The sequence below is a fragment of the Streptomyces sp. NPDC054932 genome (assembly GCF_053610205.1).
Genome location: NZ_JBSGXU010000007.1, coordinates 1 through 12,478, shown reverse-complemented (window position 1 = coordinate 12,478; position 12,478 = coordinate 1). Strand labels below are relative to the sequence as shown.

The window sequence follows — 12,478 nt, the reverse complement described above, 5'->3', positions numbered from 1 at the left end:
CCCGGCTCCGCGGGATTCGAACATCGCATCGCGAATATGGTTCTTTTCGCTCGACCGGCCCAGGGGGGACCGGCATGTTTCCGTGATCTTTTCCGGAACGCGGCGTTCGTGGTGCCCGGCAACCATTGTGGGTACAAACGTGCTGGTGGGAGCGGTCTGCGGGCTCGCCGGAGGCGCTCGGGGACTTAACGGAATGCCCTGGTCCGAATAACTCTCCGTCGATAAATAAGGTGACCCTTAGTGATGGAGGCCACCAGGCGTGGCGTCCATCACGGCTTGTCGCGGCTCGGTTAATTACGCAACAATGGCGTTGTGAAATACGGCGAACGGCAGATCGACACCCCTCAGGGGGAGCTCGGCACCGGGGAGCGGTCAACCCGCAACCGCGTGGCGCGCTCGATCCTGGACCACGGTCCGTCCACCGTCGCCGACCTCGCCCAGCGCCTCGGCCTCACCCAGGCCGCCGTCCGCCGCCACCTCGACACGCTCGTCACCGACGACGTGGTCGAACCCCGTGAGCAGCGTGTGTACGGTGCGCGCACCCGGGGTCGGCCCGCCAAGGTCTTCGCGCTCACCGACTGCGGCCGCGACTCCTTCGACCAGTCCTACGACACGCTCGCCGCGGACGCCCTGCGCTGGATCGCGCAGTCCGTCGGCGGCGGCGAGCAGGGCGAGGTGGCCGTGGCCGCCTTCGCCAGGGCCCGGATGGAAGCGCAGGCGCAGGCATACAAGGAAGCCGTCGAGTCCGCCGCCCCGCAGGAGCGCGCGGAGGCCCTTGCCAAGGCGTTGACCGTGGACGGGTACGCTGCTACGGCGAAGAGCGCTCCCGGTCCGCACAGCGGTGAACAGCTCTGCCAGCACCACTGCCCGGTCGCGCACGTCGCCGAGCAGTTCCCGCAGCTCTGCGAGGCGGAGACCGAGGTCTTCTCCCGCCTGCTCGGGACCCATGTGCAGCGCCTCGCCACGATCGCCCACGGCGACGGGGTGTGTACGACATTCATTCCGCGCAGCGCGAGCACCACACAGACCGACACATCAGTATCTGCAAGTACGGCCGGGAGGAACCCCGCATGACCACGGAGATCGCTCACCCTGAGCTCGATGGCCTGGGCACCTATGAATACGGCTGGGCCGACTCCGACGCGGCCGGTGCCGCTGCCAAGCGGGGTCTGTCCGAGGAGGTCGTCCGCGACATCTCGGCGAAGAAGTCCGAGCCGGAGTGGATGCTCAAGCTCCGCCTCAAGGGCCTGAAGCTGTTCGACAAGAAGCCCATGCCGAACTGGGGTTCCGACCTCTCGGGCATCGACTTCGACAACATCAAGTACTTCGTGCGTTCCACCGAGAAGCAGGCCGCTTCGTGGGAGGACCTGCCCGAGGACATCAAGAACACGTACGACAAGCTCGGCATCCCGGAGGCGGAGAAGCAGCGCCTCGTCGCCGGTGTCGCGGCCCAGTACGAGTCCGAGGTCGTCTACCACCAGATCCGTGAGGACCTGGAGGAGCAGGGCGTCATCTTCCTCGACACGGACACCGCGCTCAAGGAGCACCCGGAGCTCTTCCAGGAGTACTTCGGCACGGTCATCCCGGTCGGCGACAACAAGTTCGCGTCGCTGAACACCGCGGTGTGGTCCGGCGGCTCCTTCATCTACGTCCCCAAGGGCGTGAAGGTCGACATCCCGCTCCAGGCCTACTTCCGTATCAACACGGAGAACATGGGCCAGTTCGAGCGGACGCTGATCATCGTCGACGAGGACGCCTACGTCCACTACGTCGAGGGCTGCACCGCCCCGATCTACTCCTCGGACTCGCTGCACAGCGCCGTGGTCGAGATCATCGTCAAGAAGGGCGGCCGCTGCCGCTACACGACGATCCAGAACTGGTCGAACAACGTCTACAACCTGGTCACCAAGCGCGCCGTGGCGTACGAGGGCGCGACCATGGAGTGGATCGACGGCAACATCGGTTCCAAGGTCACCATGAAGTACCCGGCCGTCTACCTGATGGGCGAGCACGCCAAGGGCGAGACCCTCTCCATCGCCTTCGCGGGCGAGGGCCAGCACCAGGACGCCGGCTCCAAGATGGTCCACATGGCGCCGAACACCTCCTCGAACATCGTCTCCAAGTCGGTGGCGCGAGGCGGCGGCCGTACCTCCTACCGAGGCCTGGTCGAGATCGGCGAGGGCGCCCACGGCTCGAAGTCCAACGTGCTGTGCGACGCGCTCCTGGTCGACACCATCTCCCGCTCGGACACGTACCCCTACGTGGACGTCCGCGAGGACGACGTCTCCATGGGCCACGAGGCCACGGTCTCCAAGGTCTCCGACGACCAGCTCTTCTACCTGATGAGCCGCGGTCTGACGGAGTTCGAGGCCATGGCCATGATCGTCCGCGGCTTCGTCGAGCCGATCGCGAAGGAGCTGCCGATGGAGTACGCGCTGGAGCTCAACCGGCTGATCGAGCTGCAGATGGAGGGTTCGGTCGGCTAGTACCGGCCGCTCCCGCCCCGCAGCACATTCATAGACGTGTTCTTTTAAGAGAGCGAGCAAGACGACAGCCATGGCTGAGGCTCAGAACATTCCGGCGGGCTCCACCACCGCCGGCGCGATCGCGGTGGCCGCAGAGTCCACCGTCGCCACCCGGATGAGCGCGCCCCCGTCCTTCGACGTGGCCGACTTCCCGATTCCGGACGGCCGCGAGGAGGAGTGGCGCTTCACGCCGCTCGCCCGCATGCGCGGTCTGCACAACGGCACCGCGGTCGCCAACGGCACCATGAAGGCCCAGATCGACGCGCCCGAGGGCGTCACCGTCGAGTCGGTGGAGCGCGGCGACGCGCGCATCGGCAAGGCCGGCACCCCGGTGGACCGGATCGCCGCTCAGGCGTTCTCGTCCTTCGCCAAGGCCACGGTCGTCACCGTGCCCAAGGAGGCCGTCCTGGCCGAGCCCGTGCGCGTGTCGCTGCACGGCGAGGGCGGTACGACCTTCGGCCACACCGTCTTCGACGTCCAGGCGTTCGCCGAGGCCGTCATCGTCATCGACCACACCGGTGACGGCGTGCGCGCCGCCAACGTCGACTTCCTCGTCGGCGACGGTGCCAAGCTCACGGTCGTGTCGGTGCAGGACTGGGACGACACCGCCGTCCACGTCTCCCAGCACAACGCGCTGGTCGGCCGCGACGCGACCTTCAAGTCCATCGTGGTCACCTTCGGCGGCGACCTCGTCCGCCTGCACCCGCGCGTGACCTACGCCGGTCCCGGCGGCGAGGTCGAGCTCTTCGGCCTGTACTTCACGGACGCCGGCCAGCACCAGGAGCACCGTCTCCTGGTCGACCACAAGGCCCCGCACTGCAAGTCGAACGTGGTCTACAAGGGCGCGCTCCAGGGCCAGGACGCCCACGCGGTCTGGATCGGTGACGTGCTCATCGAGAAGACCGCCGAGGGCACCGACACCTACGAGATGAACCGCAACCTCGTCCTCACCGACGGAGCGCGGGTCGACTCGGTGCCGAACCTGGAGATCGAGACCGGCGAGATCGTCGGCGCCGGCCACGCCTCCGCCACCGGCCGCTTCGACGACGAGCAGCTCTTCTACCTCCAGGCGCGGGGCATCCCGGCCGACGAGGCCCGCCGTCTGGTCGTGCGCGGCTTCTTCGCCGAGCTCGTCCAGCAGATCGGCGTCGCGGACATCGAGGAGCGCCTGCTCGCCAAGATCGAGGCCGAGCTCCAGGGTTCCGTCTGATGCCCTACGTCAAGGCCTGCGCGCTGAGCGAGCTGGAGGAGAACACCCCCAAGCGGGTGGAACTCGACGGCACGCCGGTGTCCATCGTCTCCACCGACGGGGAGGTGTTCGCGATCAACGACATCTGCTCGCACGCGAACGTGTCCCTCTCGGAGGGAGAGGTCGAGGACTGCATGATCGAGTGCTGGCTGCACGGTTCGGCCTTCGACCTGCGCACCGGCAAGCCGTCCGGCCTCCCCGCGACGCGCCCCGTACCCGTTTACCCCGTAAAGATCGAAGGGGACGACGTGCTCGTCTCCCTCACCCAGGAGTCCTGAGGTATCCATGGCAACGCTTGAAATCCACGACCTGCACGTCTCCGTCGAGGCCGAGAACGGCGCCCGCGAGATCCTCAAGGGCGTCGACCTCACCGTCAAGCAGGGTGAGACGCACGCCATCATGGGTCCGAACGGCTCCGGCAAGTCCACCCTGGCGTACTCGCTCGCCGGTCACCCGAAGTACACCATCACCGGTGGCACCGTGACCCTCGACGGCGAGGACGTCCTGGAGATGTCCGTCGACGAGCGCGCCCGCGCCGGCGTCTTCCTCGCCATGCAGTACCCGGTCGAGGTCCCCGGCGTCTCGGTCTCCAACTTCCTGCGCACCTCGGCCACCGCCATCCGCGGCGAGGCGCCGAAGCTGCGTACCTGGGTGAAGGAGGTCAAGTCCGCGATGGAGCAGCTCCAGATGGACCCGGCCTTCGCCGAGCGCAACGTCAACGAGGGCTTCTCCGGCGGCGAGAAGAAGCGCCACGAGATCCTGCAGCTGGAGCTCCTCAAGCCGAAGATCGCGATCCTCGACGAGACCGACTCCGGCCTGGACGTCGACGCGCTGCGCATCGTCTCCGAGGGCGTCAACCGCGTCCGCGAGACCGGCGAGGTCGGCACCCTGCTGATCACCCACTACACGCGCATCCTGCGCTACATCAAGCCCGACTTCGTGCACGTGTTCGCGAACGGCCGCATCGCCGAGTCCGGTGGCGCCGAGCTCGCCGACCAGCTGGAGGCCGAGGGCTACGACAAGTACGTGAAGGGTGGCGCGACCGCGTGACACAGCTGCCTGGCCTCCTCGACATCGAGGCGATCCGCAAGGACTTCCCCCTGCTGGATCGTGTGGTCCACGACGGGAAGAAGATCGTTTACCTGGACAACGCGGCGACCTCGCAGAAGCCGCGCCAGGTGCTCGACGCGCTGAACGAGTACTACGAGCAGCACAACGCCAACGTCCACCGCGGCGTGCACGTGCTCGCCGAGGAGGCCACGGCGCTGTACGAGGGCGCTCGCGACAAGGTCGCCGCCTTCATCAACGCGCCGAGCCGCGACGAGGTGATCTTCACCAAGAACGCCTCGGAGTCGCTCAACCTCGTCGCGAACATGCTCGGCTGGGCCGACGAGCCCTACCGGGTCGACCGCGAGACCGAGATCGCCATCACGGAGATGGAGCACCACTCCAACATCGTGCCGTGGCAGCTGCTGGCGCAGCGCACCGGCGCGAAGCTGAAGTGGTTCGGCCTCACCGACGACGGCCGGCTCGACCTGTCCAACATCGAAGAGGTCATCACGGAGAAGACGAAGATCGTCTCCTTCACGCTGGTCTCCAACATCATGGGCACGGTCAACCCGGTCGAGGCGATCGTCCGGCGCGCCCAGGACGTCGGCGCCCTCGTGCTGATCGACGCCTCCCAGGCCGCTCCGCACATGCCGCTGGACGTGCAGGCGCTCGGCGCCGACTTCGTGGCCTTCACCGGCCACAAGATGTGCGGCCCGACCGGCATCGGCGTCCTCTGGGGCCGCCAGGAGCTCCTGGAGGACCTGCCCCCGTTCCTCGGTGGCGGCGAGATGATCGAGACCGTGTCGATGCACGCCTCGACCTACGCCCCGGCGCCCCACAAGTTCGAGGCGGGTACGCCCCCGATCGCCCAGGCCGTCGGCCTCGGCGCGGCCGTGGACTACCTGACCGCGATCGGCATGGACAAGATCGCCGCGCACGAGCACGCGATCACCGAGTACGCGATCAAGCGCCTCGCCGAGGTGCCCGACCTGCGGATCATCGGCCCCACCACGGCCGAGGACCGCGGCGCCGCGATCTCCTTCGTACTGGGTGACATCCACCCGCACGACGTCGGTCAGGTGCTGGACGAGCAGGGCATCGCGGTCCGCGTGGGACACCACTGCGCGCGCCCCGTCTGCCTGCGCTACGGAATTCCTGCGACGACGCGAGCGTCTTTCTACCTGTACTCCTCTCCGGCCGAGGTCGACGCACTGATCGACGGGCTGGAGCACGTACGGAACTTCTTCGGCTGACGGACGAGGCGACGAGGACGCAGTGAAGCTGGATTCGATGTACCAGGAATTGATCCTGGACCACTACAAGCACCCGCACGGGCGTGGCCTGCGCGACGGCGACGCCGAGGTGCACCACGTCAACCCGACGTGCGGTGACGAGATCACGCTGCGCGTGAAGTACGACGGCGAGACGCTGACCGACGTCTCGTACGAGGGCCAGGGCTGCTCCATCAGCCAGGCCAGCGCGTCCGTACTGAACGAGCTGCTCGTGGGCAAGGAACTGGCCGAGGCGCAGAAGATCCAGGGTGTCTTCCTGGAGATGATGCAGTCCAAGGGCAAGATCGAGCCCGACGAGGCCATGGAGGAGGTGCTGGAGGACGCGGTCGCGTTCGTCGGCGTCTCCAAGTACCCGGCTCGTGTGAAGTGTGCTCTGCTGAGCTGGATGGCGTGGAAGGACGCGACGGCCCAGGCTCTGGGCGACGCGGAGAGGAAGACGGCATGACCGAGAACGCGACGCCCGAGGCGTCGATCAAGCCGGCCACCGAGGAGGAGGTCCGTGAGGCCCTCTACGACGTGGTCGACCCCGAGCTGGGCATCGACGTCGTCAACCTGGGCCTGATCTACGGCATCCACATCGACGACGCGAACATCGCCACCCTCGACATGACGCTGACCTCGGCGGCCTGCCCGCTGACGGACGTCATCGAGGACCAGGCGAAGTCGGCGACGGACGGCATCGTGAGCGAACTTCGCATCAACTGGGTCTGGATGCCGCCGTGGGGCCCGGACAAGATCACGGACGACGGCCGCGAGCAGCTCCGCGCGCTCGGCTTCAACGTCTGAGCCGTTGTGAACGAGGAAGGGCCCCCGGCATCGCGCCGGGGGCCCTTCCTCGTGTCGGTCGGCCGCTCAGCCGTCCGACGGCCCGTTCTGCTGCGGGCCGGCCTGCGGTTCCGGCTGCGCGTCTGCGGGGGCACCTGCGGGTGCGGGTCCGGTGCCGGCGGTCTGCGCGGCGAGTTCGGCGAGGATGGCGGGGGCGAGGTTCTCGCGCCGGATCCGCTGGTCCACGTAGAGCAGATTGCTGAACAGCTGCGTGTACCCGATCTGGAACATCTGGCTCACGCCGCCGCCGACCAGCATGCACAGGAAGGCGAACACGAGGGCGACGATCAGGCCCGCCGACGGGTCGGCTCCCTCGCCCTCGGCCATGAGCGGGATCAGCCCGAACATGCCGATGAGCTGGAAGGGCATCTGGATCATGTAGGCGATGCTCATCGCGATCATGCTGCCGACCAGGGTGATGCCGAAGATCCGCCACCAGTCGCCCCTGACCAGTGCGGTCGAGCGGCGCAGCGCGGTGACGGGGCCGCCCTCCTCCATGACCGCCACGGCGGGGGCCAGGCTGAGCCGGGTGCCGAGCCAGACGGCCACCGGGACGGCGGGCAGCAGGAGCGCGGGCAGGAGGAGCACGGCCTCGGGCGACGGGTCGTCGCCGGAGACGGAGATCATCATCAGCGGAATCCACACCGCGAAGGCGGCGAGCACCGGGGCGCCCACGATCAGTCCGGTGAGCGCCAGCGTGCCCAGGACGGCGGGAGTCCGCCGCAGGGACGTGCGCCACATCGCACGGAAGGTGGTGGGCCGGCCCATGACGGCCTCGCGGAGGATCGCCGGGCACAGGGCGGTGAGCACCGCCATGCCCAGCAGCCCCACGGCGAACAGCAGCACGAACAGCGTGACGGCCGCGACGAGGAACGGCGTGAGGTGCTCGGCCGACGGGTCCTGCCCGTAGGGCGGGTCGAAGACCGGCTCGATGTGGTCGTACACCGCGGCGGCGGCAATGCCCGTCAGCAGGGCCATGACCAGCAGACAGATGCCCTGCACGGCCAGCATCACGCCGGCCAGCTGCTTCCAGTGGCGGCCGAGCGTGGCGAACGAACCGCTCACGACGTCCCCGAGGCCCAGGGGCCGCAGCGGTATCGCCCCGGGCTGCGGCGGTGGCGGTGGAGCTCCCCACTGCGGCGGCGCGCCGCCCGGGCCTCCGGGCCCCGGTGCCCCCGTGGATCCCCACCCTGCGCTCTGCGTCATGCATGTGCTCCGTCTGCTCGTTCCCCCATCGAACGCACACCGTATCCCAGCATGTCAGGGGCATGGCGGCGAGTTTCCCCTCCGCTTGTGTACGGCCGTACGCATCGATATGTACTCTTGTACACATGCCCTACGTACTGCTTGCCGCGGCGATCGCCGCCGAGGTCGCCGGAACCACCGCCATGAAGTACAGCGACGGGTTCACGAAGCTCTGGCCCTCGCTGGGCACCCTGCTGGGCTACGTCATAGCCTTCACGCTGCTCGCGCAGACGCTGAAGTCCATGTCGGTCGGTACGGCCTACGCGATATGGGCCGGCGTCGGCACCGCCGCCATCGCCGCCATCGGCATGGTGTTCCTCGGGGAGCAGGCCACCGCCGCGAAGATCGCCGGGATCGCCCTGGTCATCGGTGGCGTGGTCCTGCTGAACCTCGGCGGCGCGCACTGATGCCCGCCGCCGTGCGGCGCTACGACCCGGACCGGCGGCAGCGGATCGTCGACGCGGCGATCCGGGTGGTGGGCGAGAAGGGCATCGCCGGGCTGAGCCACCGCAGCGTGGCCGCGGAGGCCGATGTACCGCTCGGGTCGACGACCTACCACTTCAAGACGCTGGACGAGCTGCTGGTCGCCGCGCTGCGCCAGGCCAACGAGGGCTTCGCGCGGGTGGTGGCGGACTCGGCGGCGCTGGCGGACCCGGACGCCGACCTCGCGCGGGTACTGGCCCGTCTGCTGGGGGAGCTGCTGGCGGCGGACCGCCGCCGGGTGGAGCTGGAGTACGAGCTCTACCTCGCGGCCCTGCGCCGCCCGGCGCTGCGCCCGGTGGCGGCGGAGTGGTACGAGGCCGTGTCCGGGGCACTGACCGCGCGGACCGACCCCGTGACGGCCCGGGCGCTGGTGGCGGCGATGGACGGCATCAGCCTGCAGGTCCTGCTGACCGACGCCGCGTACGACGAGGAGTACGCCCGCGAGGTCCTGCGGCGGGTGCTCCGGCCGTCGTAGGCGTGCCGCCGCCCGGCCCCCGCCCCTGCCCGCCCCGGCGGCCCGCCGGCTCGCTCAGGCCGCGGAGCGGACGGCTGCGAGGGCCGTTTGCACGCTCGCCTCGATGTCCTGGATCGGATAGATCACCTCGCGGACCGTGCGGTCGCGGTCGATGACCAGCGTCAGCCGCTTGGTCCGGCTCGTGCCCGCCGCGCGGAACGTCGGCAGGCGCAGCGCGGCCGTCAGCGCCAGGTCCGCGTCCGAGAGCAGTGGGAAGCGCAACCGCTCCTGCTCCGCGAACTCCCGCTGTTCGTCCGGGCGCTGGGTCGACACGCCGTGCACGGTGGCGCCGGCCGCGGTGAACTCCGCGAGCTGGTCGCGGTAGGTGCATGACTCGAACGTGCATCCCTTGGCGCCCGGGATCCCGGCCCAGCCGGGCGGGTAGGACTCGGCGCGGGCGTACGCGCCGGGAAAGCAGTACAGGACCGTGAACGGGGTGTCCGCCACCGGGTCGCGCAGCTCGCCGAAACGGTCCGGCAGCAGCAGGTGCGGCACCCGCGTGCCGCGCAGCGCGTGCACCCGCTCCGCCTCGCGCGAGGCATCGTCGGTCGTCGCCGTCATCTCTCCCTCTCCCAGGATCCAGGTGTCTCCCCAGTCCTGGAGGGCCACCAGGACGGGCAGCAGCCCCCGTCCGCGCGGGGTCAGCCGGTATTCGTGCCGCACCGGGCGCTCCTGGTACGGCTCGCGCGACAGCACCCCGGCCTCGACGAGCAGCTTCAGCCGCTCCGCCAGCACCTTGCGGGACATCCCCAGCTCGCGCTGGAACTCGTCGAAGCGGTGCACGCCGCGCGCGGCGTCGCGCACGATCAGCAGCGTCCACCAGTCGCCCACCACGTCGAGGGCCTGGGCGATGGCGCAGTCCGCGTCGCCGAGGTGTGTGCGCTGGGCCATGGGAACTCCTTCGTCCGTTGACCCAAGGCTGTCATGCTGACATAGTCCGTTCCCAAAAGGAACCGACTCGCTGGATCTGGGGGACACGGGTGTGCTGCAGGGGTTCAAGGACATACCGAGGGTCGTGTGGCTGCTGGCTGCGGGGGTCTTCGTCAACGCCGTCGTCAGCTTCACCTTCGTCTTCGTCTTCCTCTACCTGACCGGCCCGCGCGGCCTCGGCGCCGCCCGGGCGGGCCTGGTGGTCGGTATCGGCGGTGTCGGGTTGATCGCCGGCAACTTCACCGGCGGCTGGTACGGCGACCGCTTCGGACACCGCCGGGTGCTGCTGGCCGCCGCCACCCTCGGCGGCATCGCCCTGACGGCGCTCCCGCTGCTGCCCACCCCGCTGCTGTACGCGGCCCTGCCGGTGGCCCAGTACGCCTCCGGCGTGATCCGGGCCGCCAACTCCGCGCTGGTCGCGGTCGCCGTCCCGGAGGGGGCCCGCCGTCAGGCCTTCGCCCTCGTGCGCTGCGTCTCCAACGGCGGATTCACCCTCGGGCCGCCACTGGGCGCCCTGGTCGCCACCGGCTTCTCCTACGACTGGCTCTTCGTCGGCGACGGCATCGGCACGCTCCTCTTCGCCGTCTGGACCGCGCGGGTCGTCCCGGCCCGCGGCGTTTCCCGCACACCCGCCGTGGCCCGGGACGGGGGTCCGGGCCACGGCGAACAGAGCCTCTGGCGTGAACTGCGCGCCCGCCCCGCCGTGCTGGTGCTGCTCGGCGCGATCCTGGTGACCGATGTCGTCTACCGCCAGCAGTACTCCACCTTCCCGGCCTTCCTCGCCGACCACGGCCTGGACGCGCGCGTCTTCGGGCTCGTCATCGCCCTGAACGGAGGGGTGATCCTGCTGTTGGAACTGCCCGCCGCCGTCGCCCTGCGCGAACGACCCGCGCTGCCGGTCATCGGCACCGGGATGGTGCTCGTCGGGTCCGGTTACGCGGCGCTGCTGCTCGGGGCCGGGATCGGGAGCGCGGTGGCGATGATGATCCTGCTGAGCCTCGGCGAGATCCTCTACAAGACCACCGCCACCGCCTACATGGCCGACCAGGCACCCGAACACGCCATCGGGCGGTTCCAGAGCCTGTACGCGGGGGTCTCGGTCAGCGGGGTCGTCCTCGGCCCGCCCCTGGGCGGAGCCCTGTACTCCGCCGCGCCCGGGCTGCTGTGGCCGCTGAGTGCGGTGCTGGCGGCGGGGGCGGGCGGGGTGCTGCTGTGGACGTCGGCACGGCAGCGGCGACACGCGGTCCGACCGGCACATGAGACCGGTTCGCAAGCTCGGGCCGTCGCCGGTTAGGTTTCGGATATGACTGCTACGCGTACCACCGGCGCCGTCGCCGCCGGACTTGCCACCCTCACCGCCGACGGCACCGTCCTCGACACCTGGTTCCCCGCCCCCGAGCTGGTCGCCGAGCCCGGCCCGGCCGGCACCGAGCGCCTCACCGCCGACCAGGCCGTGGAACTGCTCGGTGCCGCCGCGGCCAAGGCGATCCGTACGGACGGGGTCCGCGGTGTCGAGGTCGTAGCCGTCCGCACGGTCATCGCCTCCCTGGAGGACAAGCCGCTGGACGCGCACGACGCGTACCTGCGCCTGCACCTGCTGAGCCACCGCCTGGTCAAGCCGCACGGCCAGAACCTCGACGGCGTCTTCGGCCTGCTGGCCAACGTCGCCTGGACCTCGCTGGGCCCGGTCGCGGTCGACCAGGTCGAGACCGTCCGCCTCAACGCCCGCGCCGAGGGCCTGCACCTCCAGGTCACCTCGATCGACAAGTTCCCGCGGATGACGGACTACGTCGCCCCCAAGGGCGTCCGCATCGCCGACGCGGACCGCGTCCGCCTCGGCGCGCACCTCGCCGAGGGCACCACCGTCATGCACGAGGGCTTCGTCAACTTCAACGCCGGCACCCTCGGCACCTCCATGGTCGAGGGCCGCATCTCCGCGGGCGTCGTGGTCGGCAACGGCTCCGACATCGGCGGCGGCGCCTCCACCATGGGCACCCTCTCGGGCGGCGGCAAGCAGATCATCTCGATCGGCGAGCGCACCCTGATCGGCGCCGAGGCGGGCGTGGGCATCGCGCTGGGCGACGAGTGCGTCGTCGAGGCCGGCCTCTACGTGACCGCGGGCACCCGCGTCACCCTCCCGGACGGCCAGATCGTCAAGGCCCTGGAGCTCTCCGGCGCCAACAACATCCTCTTCCGCCGCAACTCGGTCAGCGGCGCCGTCGAGGCCCGCCCGTACAAGGCGGCCTGGGGCGGCCTGAACGAGGTCCTGCACAGCCACAACTGACGCCCCGCCCCACCCGCGGCCGAGCCGTCGCGGGTGCCCGGCGCCCGTCACCACCGAGCGCCCTCCCCGGCCCCACCAGGC

14 protein-coding genes are annotated in these 12,478 nt (G+C 69.8%); 12 read left to right on the top strand and 2 right to left on the bottom strand.

The window, feature by feature from the left end; all coding sequences use genetic code 11:
* The first annotated feature begins 312 nt into the window (after nt 1–312).
* The 8 genes from ACWGE1_RS03350 to ACWGE1_RS03315 all read left to right on the top strand — a co-directional run bounded on the left by ACWGE1_RS03350 (nt 313) and on the right by ACWGE1_RS03315 (nt 6,902).
* On the top strand, nt 313–1,074 hold the full coding sequence (locus ACWGE1_RS03350) for a helix-turn-helix transcriptional regulator (RefSeq protein ID WP_453418866.1): 762 nt from the start codon (nt 313–315) through the stop codon (nt 1,072–1,074).
* Nucleotides 1,071–2,486 (top strand): Fe-S cluster assembly protein SufB, encoded by a 1,416-nt coding sequence (sufB, locus tag ACWGE1_RS03345; protein ID WP_453418865.1) that lies wholly within the window; start codon nt 1,071–1,073, stop codon nt 2,484–2,486. The genes ACWGE1_RS03350 and sufB overlap by 4 nt, the downstream gene beginning before the upstream one ends.
* Nucleotides 2,487–2,556: 70 nt before the next feature.
* Nucleotides 2,557–3,735 (top strand): Fe-S cluster assembly protein SufD, encoded by a 1,179-nt coding sequence (gene sufD, locus ACWGE1_RS03340; protein WP_453418864.1) that lies wholly within the window; start codon nt 2,557–2,559, stop codon nt 3,733–3,735.
* The gene (locus tag ACWGE1_RS03335; protein WP_383803895.1) at nt 3,735–4,052 is read left to right on the top strand and encodes a bifunctional 3-phenylpropionate/cinnamic acid dioxygenase ferredoxin subunit; all 318 of its coding nucleotides are present in this window, start codon (nt 3,735–3,737) and stop codon (nt 4,050–4,052) included. Before sufD ends, ACWGE1_RS03335 begins: the two co-directional genes overlap by 1 nt.
* 7 nt (nt 4,053–4,059) lie before the next feature.
* Nucleotides 4,060–4,824 (top strand): Fe-S cluster assembly ATPase SufC, encoded by a 765-nt coding sequence (gene sufC, locus ACWGE1_RS03330; protein WP_053785807.1) that lies wholly within the window; start codon nt 4,060–4,062, stop codon nt 4,822–4,824.
* On the top strand, nt 4,821–6,077 hold the full coding sequence (locus tag ACWGE1_RS03325; protein ID WP_189735901.1) for a cysteine desulfurase: 1,257 nt from the start codon (nt 4,821–4,823) through the stop codon (nt 6,075–6,077). The genes sufC and ACWGE1_RS03325 overlap by 4 nt, the downstream gene beginning before the upstream one ends.
* 22 nt (nt 6,078–6,099) lie before the next feature.
* On the top strand, nt 6,100–6,561 hold the full coding sequence (sufU, locus tag ACWGE1_RS03320; protein ID WP_030292254.1) for a Fe-S cluster assembly sulfur transfer protein SufU: 462 nt from the start codon (nt 6,100–6,102) through the stop codon (nt 6,559–6,561).
* Nucleotides 6,558–6,902 (top strand): metal-sulfur cluster assembly factor, encoded by a 345-nt coding sequence (locus ACWGE1_RS03315; protein ID WP_030009139.1) that lies wholly within the window; start codon nt 6,558–6,560, stop codon nt 6,900–6,902. The genes sufU and ACWGE1_RS03315 overlap by 4 nt, the downstream gene beginning before the upstream one ends.
* A 66-nt stretch (nt 6,903–6,968) precedes the next feature.
* Here the strand turns inward: ACWGE1_RS03315 and ACWGE1_RS03310 are convergent, their stop codons facing one another.
* On the bottom strand, nt 6,969–8,006 hold the full coding sequence (locus ACWGE1_RS03310) for a hypothetical protein (protein WP_453418863.1): 1,038 nt from the start codon (nt 8,004–8,006) through the stop codon (nt 6,969–6,971).
* A 266-nt stretch (nt 8,007–8,272) separates the two neighbouring features.
* Between ACWGE1_RS03310 and ACWGE1_RS03305 the strand changes: the two genes are divergently transcribed.
* Together ACWGE1_RS03305 and ACWGE1_RS03300 are read left to right on the top strand one after the other, a co-directional pair.
* Nucleotides 8,273–8,593: a DMT family transporter gene (locus tag ACWGE1_RS03305; RefSeq protein ID WP_453418862.1), complete on the top strand. Its 321-nt coding sequence runs from the start codon at nt 8,273–8,275 to the stop codon at nt 8,591–8,593.
* A complete protein-coding gene (locus ACWGE1_RS03300) occupies nt 8,593–9,144 on the top strand; it encodes a TetR/AcrR family transcriptional regulator (protein ID WP_453418861.1) in 552 nt (183 codons plus the stop codon). The genes ACWGE1_RS03305 and ACWGE1_RS03300 overlap by 1 nt, the downstream gene beginning before the upstream one ends.
* Nucleotides 9,145–9,198: 54 nt before the next feature.
* Here ACWGE1_RS03300 and ACWGE1_RS03295 read toward each other — a convergent pair whose 3' ends face one another.
* Nucleotides 9,199–10,074: a winged helix-turn-helix transcriptional regulator gene (locus ACWGE1_RS03295; protein WP_453418860.1), complete on the bottom strand. Its 876-nt coding sequence runs from the start codon at nt 10,072–10,074 to the stop codon at nt 9,199–9,201.
* Nucleotides 10,075–10,168: 94 nt separating this feature from the next.
* Here ACWGE1_RS03295 and ACWGE1_RS03290 point away from each other — a divergent pair, with 94 nt between their 5' ends.
* Both ACWGE1_RS03290 and dapD read left to right on the top strand, forming a co-directional pair.
* A complete protein-coding gene (locus tag ACWGE1_RS03290; RefSeq protein WP_453418922.1) occupies nt 10,169–11,407 on the top strand; it encodes an MFS transporter in 1,239 nt (412 codons plus the stop codon).
* A gap of 9 nt (nt 11,408–11,416) precedes the next feature.
* Nucleotides 11,417–12,397 (top strand): 2,3,4,5-tetrahydropyridine-2,6-dicarboxylate N-succinyltransferase, encoded by a 981-nt coding sequence (gene dapD / locus ACWGE1_RS03285; protein WP_453418859.1) that lies wholly within the window; start codon nt 11,417–11,419, stop codon nt 12,395–12,397.
* Nucleotides 12,398–12,478 lie beyond the last annotated feature (81 nt).

Coding starts and splice junctions, on each gene's coding strand:
- sufB (WP_453418865.1), top strand. CDS start 1,071: ATGACCACGGAGATCGCTCACCCTGAGCTCGATGGCCTGGGCACCTAT.
- sufD (WP_453418864.1), top strand. CDS start 2,557: ATGGCTGAGGCTCAGAACATTCCGGCGGGCTCCACCACCGCCGGCGCG.
- ACWGE1_RS03335 (WP_383803895.1), top strand. CDS start 3,735: ATGCCCTACGTCAAGGCCTGCGCGCTGAGCGAGCTGGAGGAGAACACC.
- sufC (WP_053785807.1), top strand. CDS start 4,060: ATGGCAACGCTTGAAATCCACGACCTGCACGTCTCCGTCGAGGCCGAG.
- ACWGE1_RS03315 (WP_030009139.1), top strand. CDS start 6,558: ATGACCGAGAACGCGACGCCCGAGGCGTCGATCAAGCCGGCCACCGAG.
- ACWGE1_RS03305 (WP_453418862.1), top strand. CDS start 8,273: ATGCCCTACGTACTGCTTGCCGCGGCGATCGCCGCCGAGGTCGCCGGA.
- ACWGE1_RS03300 (WP_453418861.1), top strand. CDS start 8,593: ATGCCCGCCGCCGTGCGGCGCTACGACCCGGACCGGCGGCAGCGGATC.
- ACWGE1_RS03295 (WP_453418860.1), bottom strand. CDS start 10,074: ATGGCCCAGCGCACACACCTCGGCGACGCGGACTGCGCCATCGCCCAG.
- dapD (WP_453418859.1), top strand. CDS start 11,417: ATGACTGCTACGCGTACCACCGGCGCCGTCGCCGCCGGACTTGCCACC.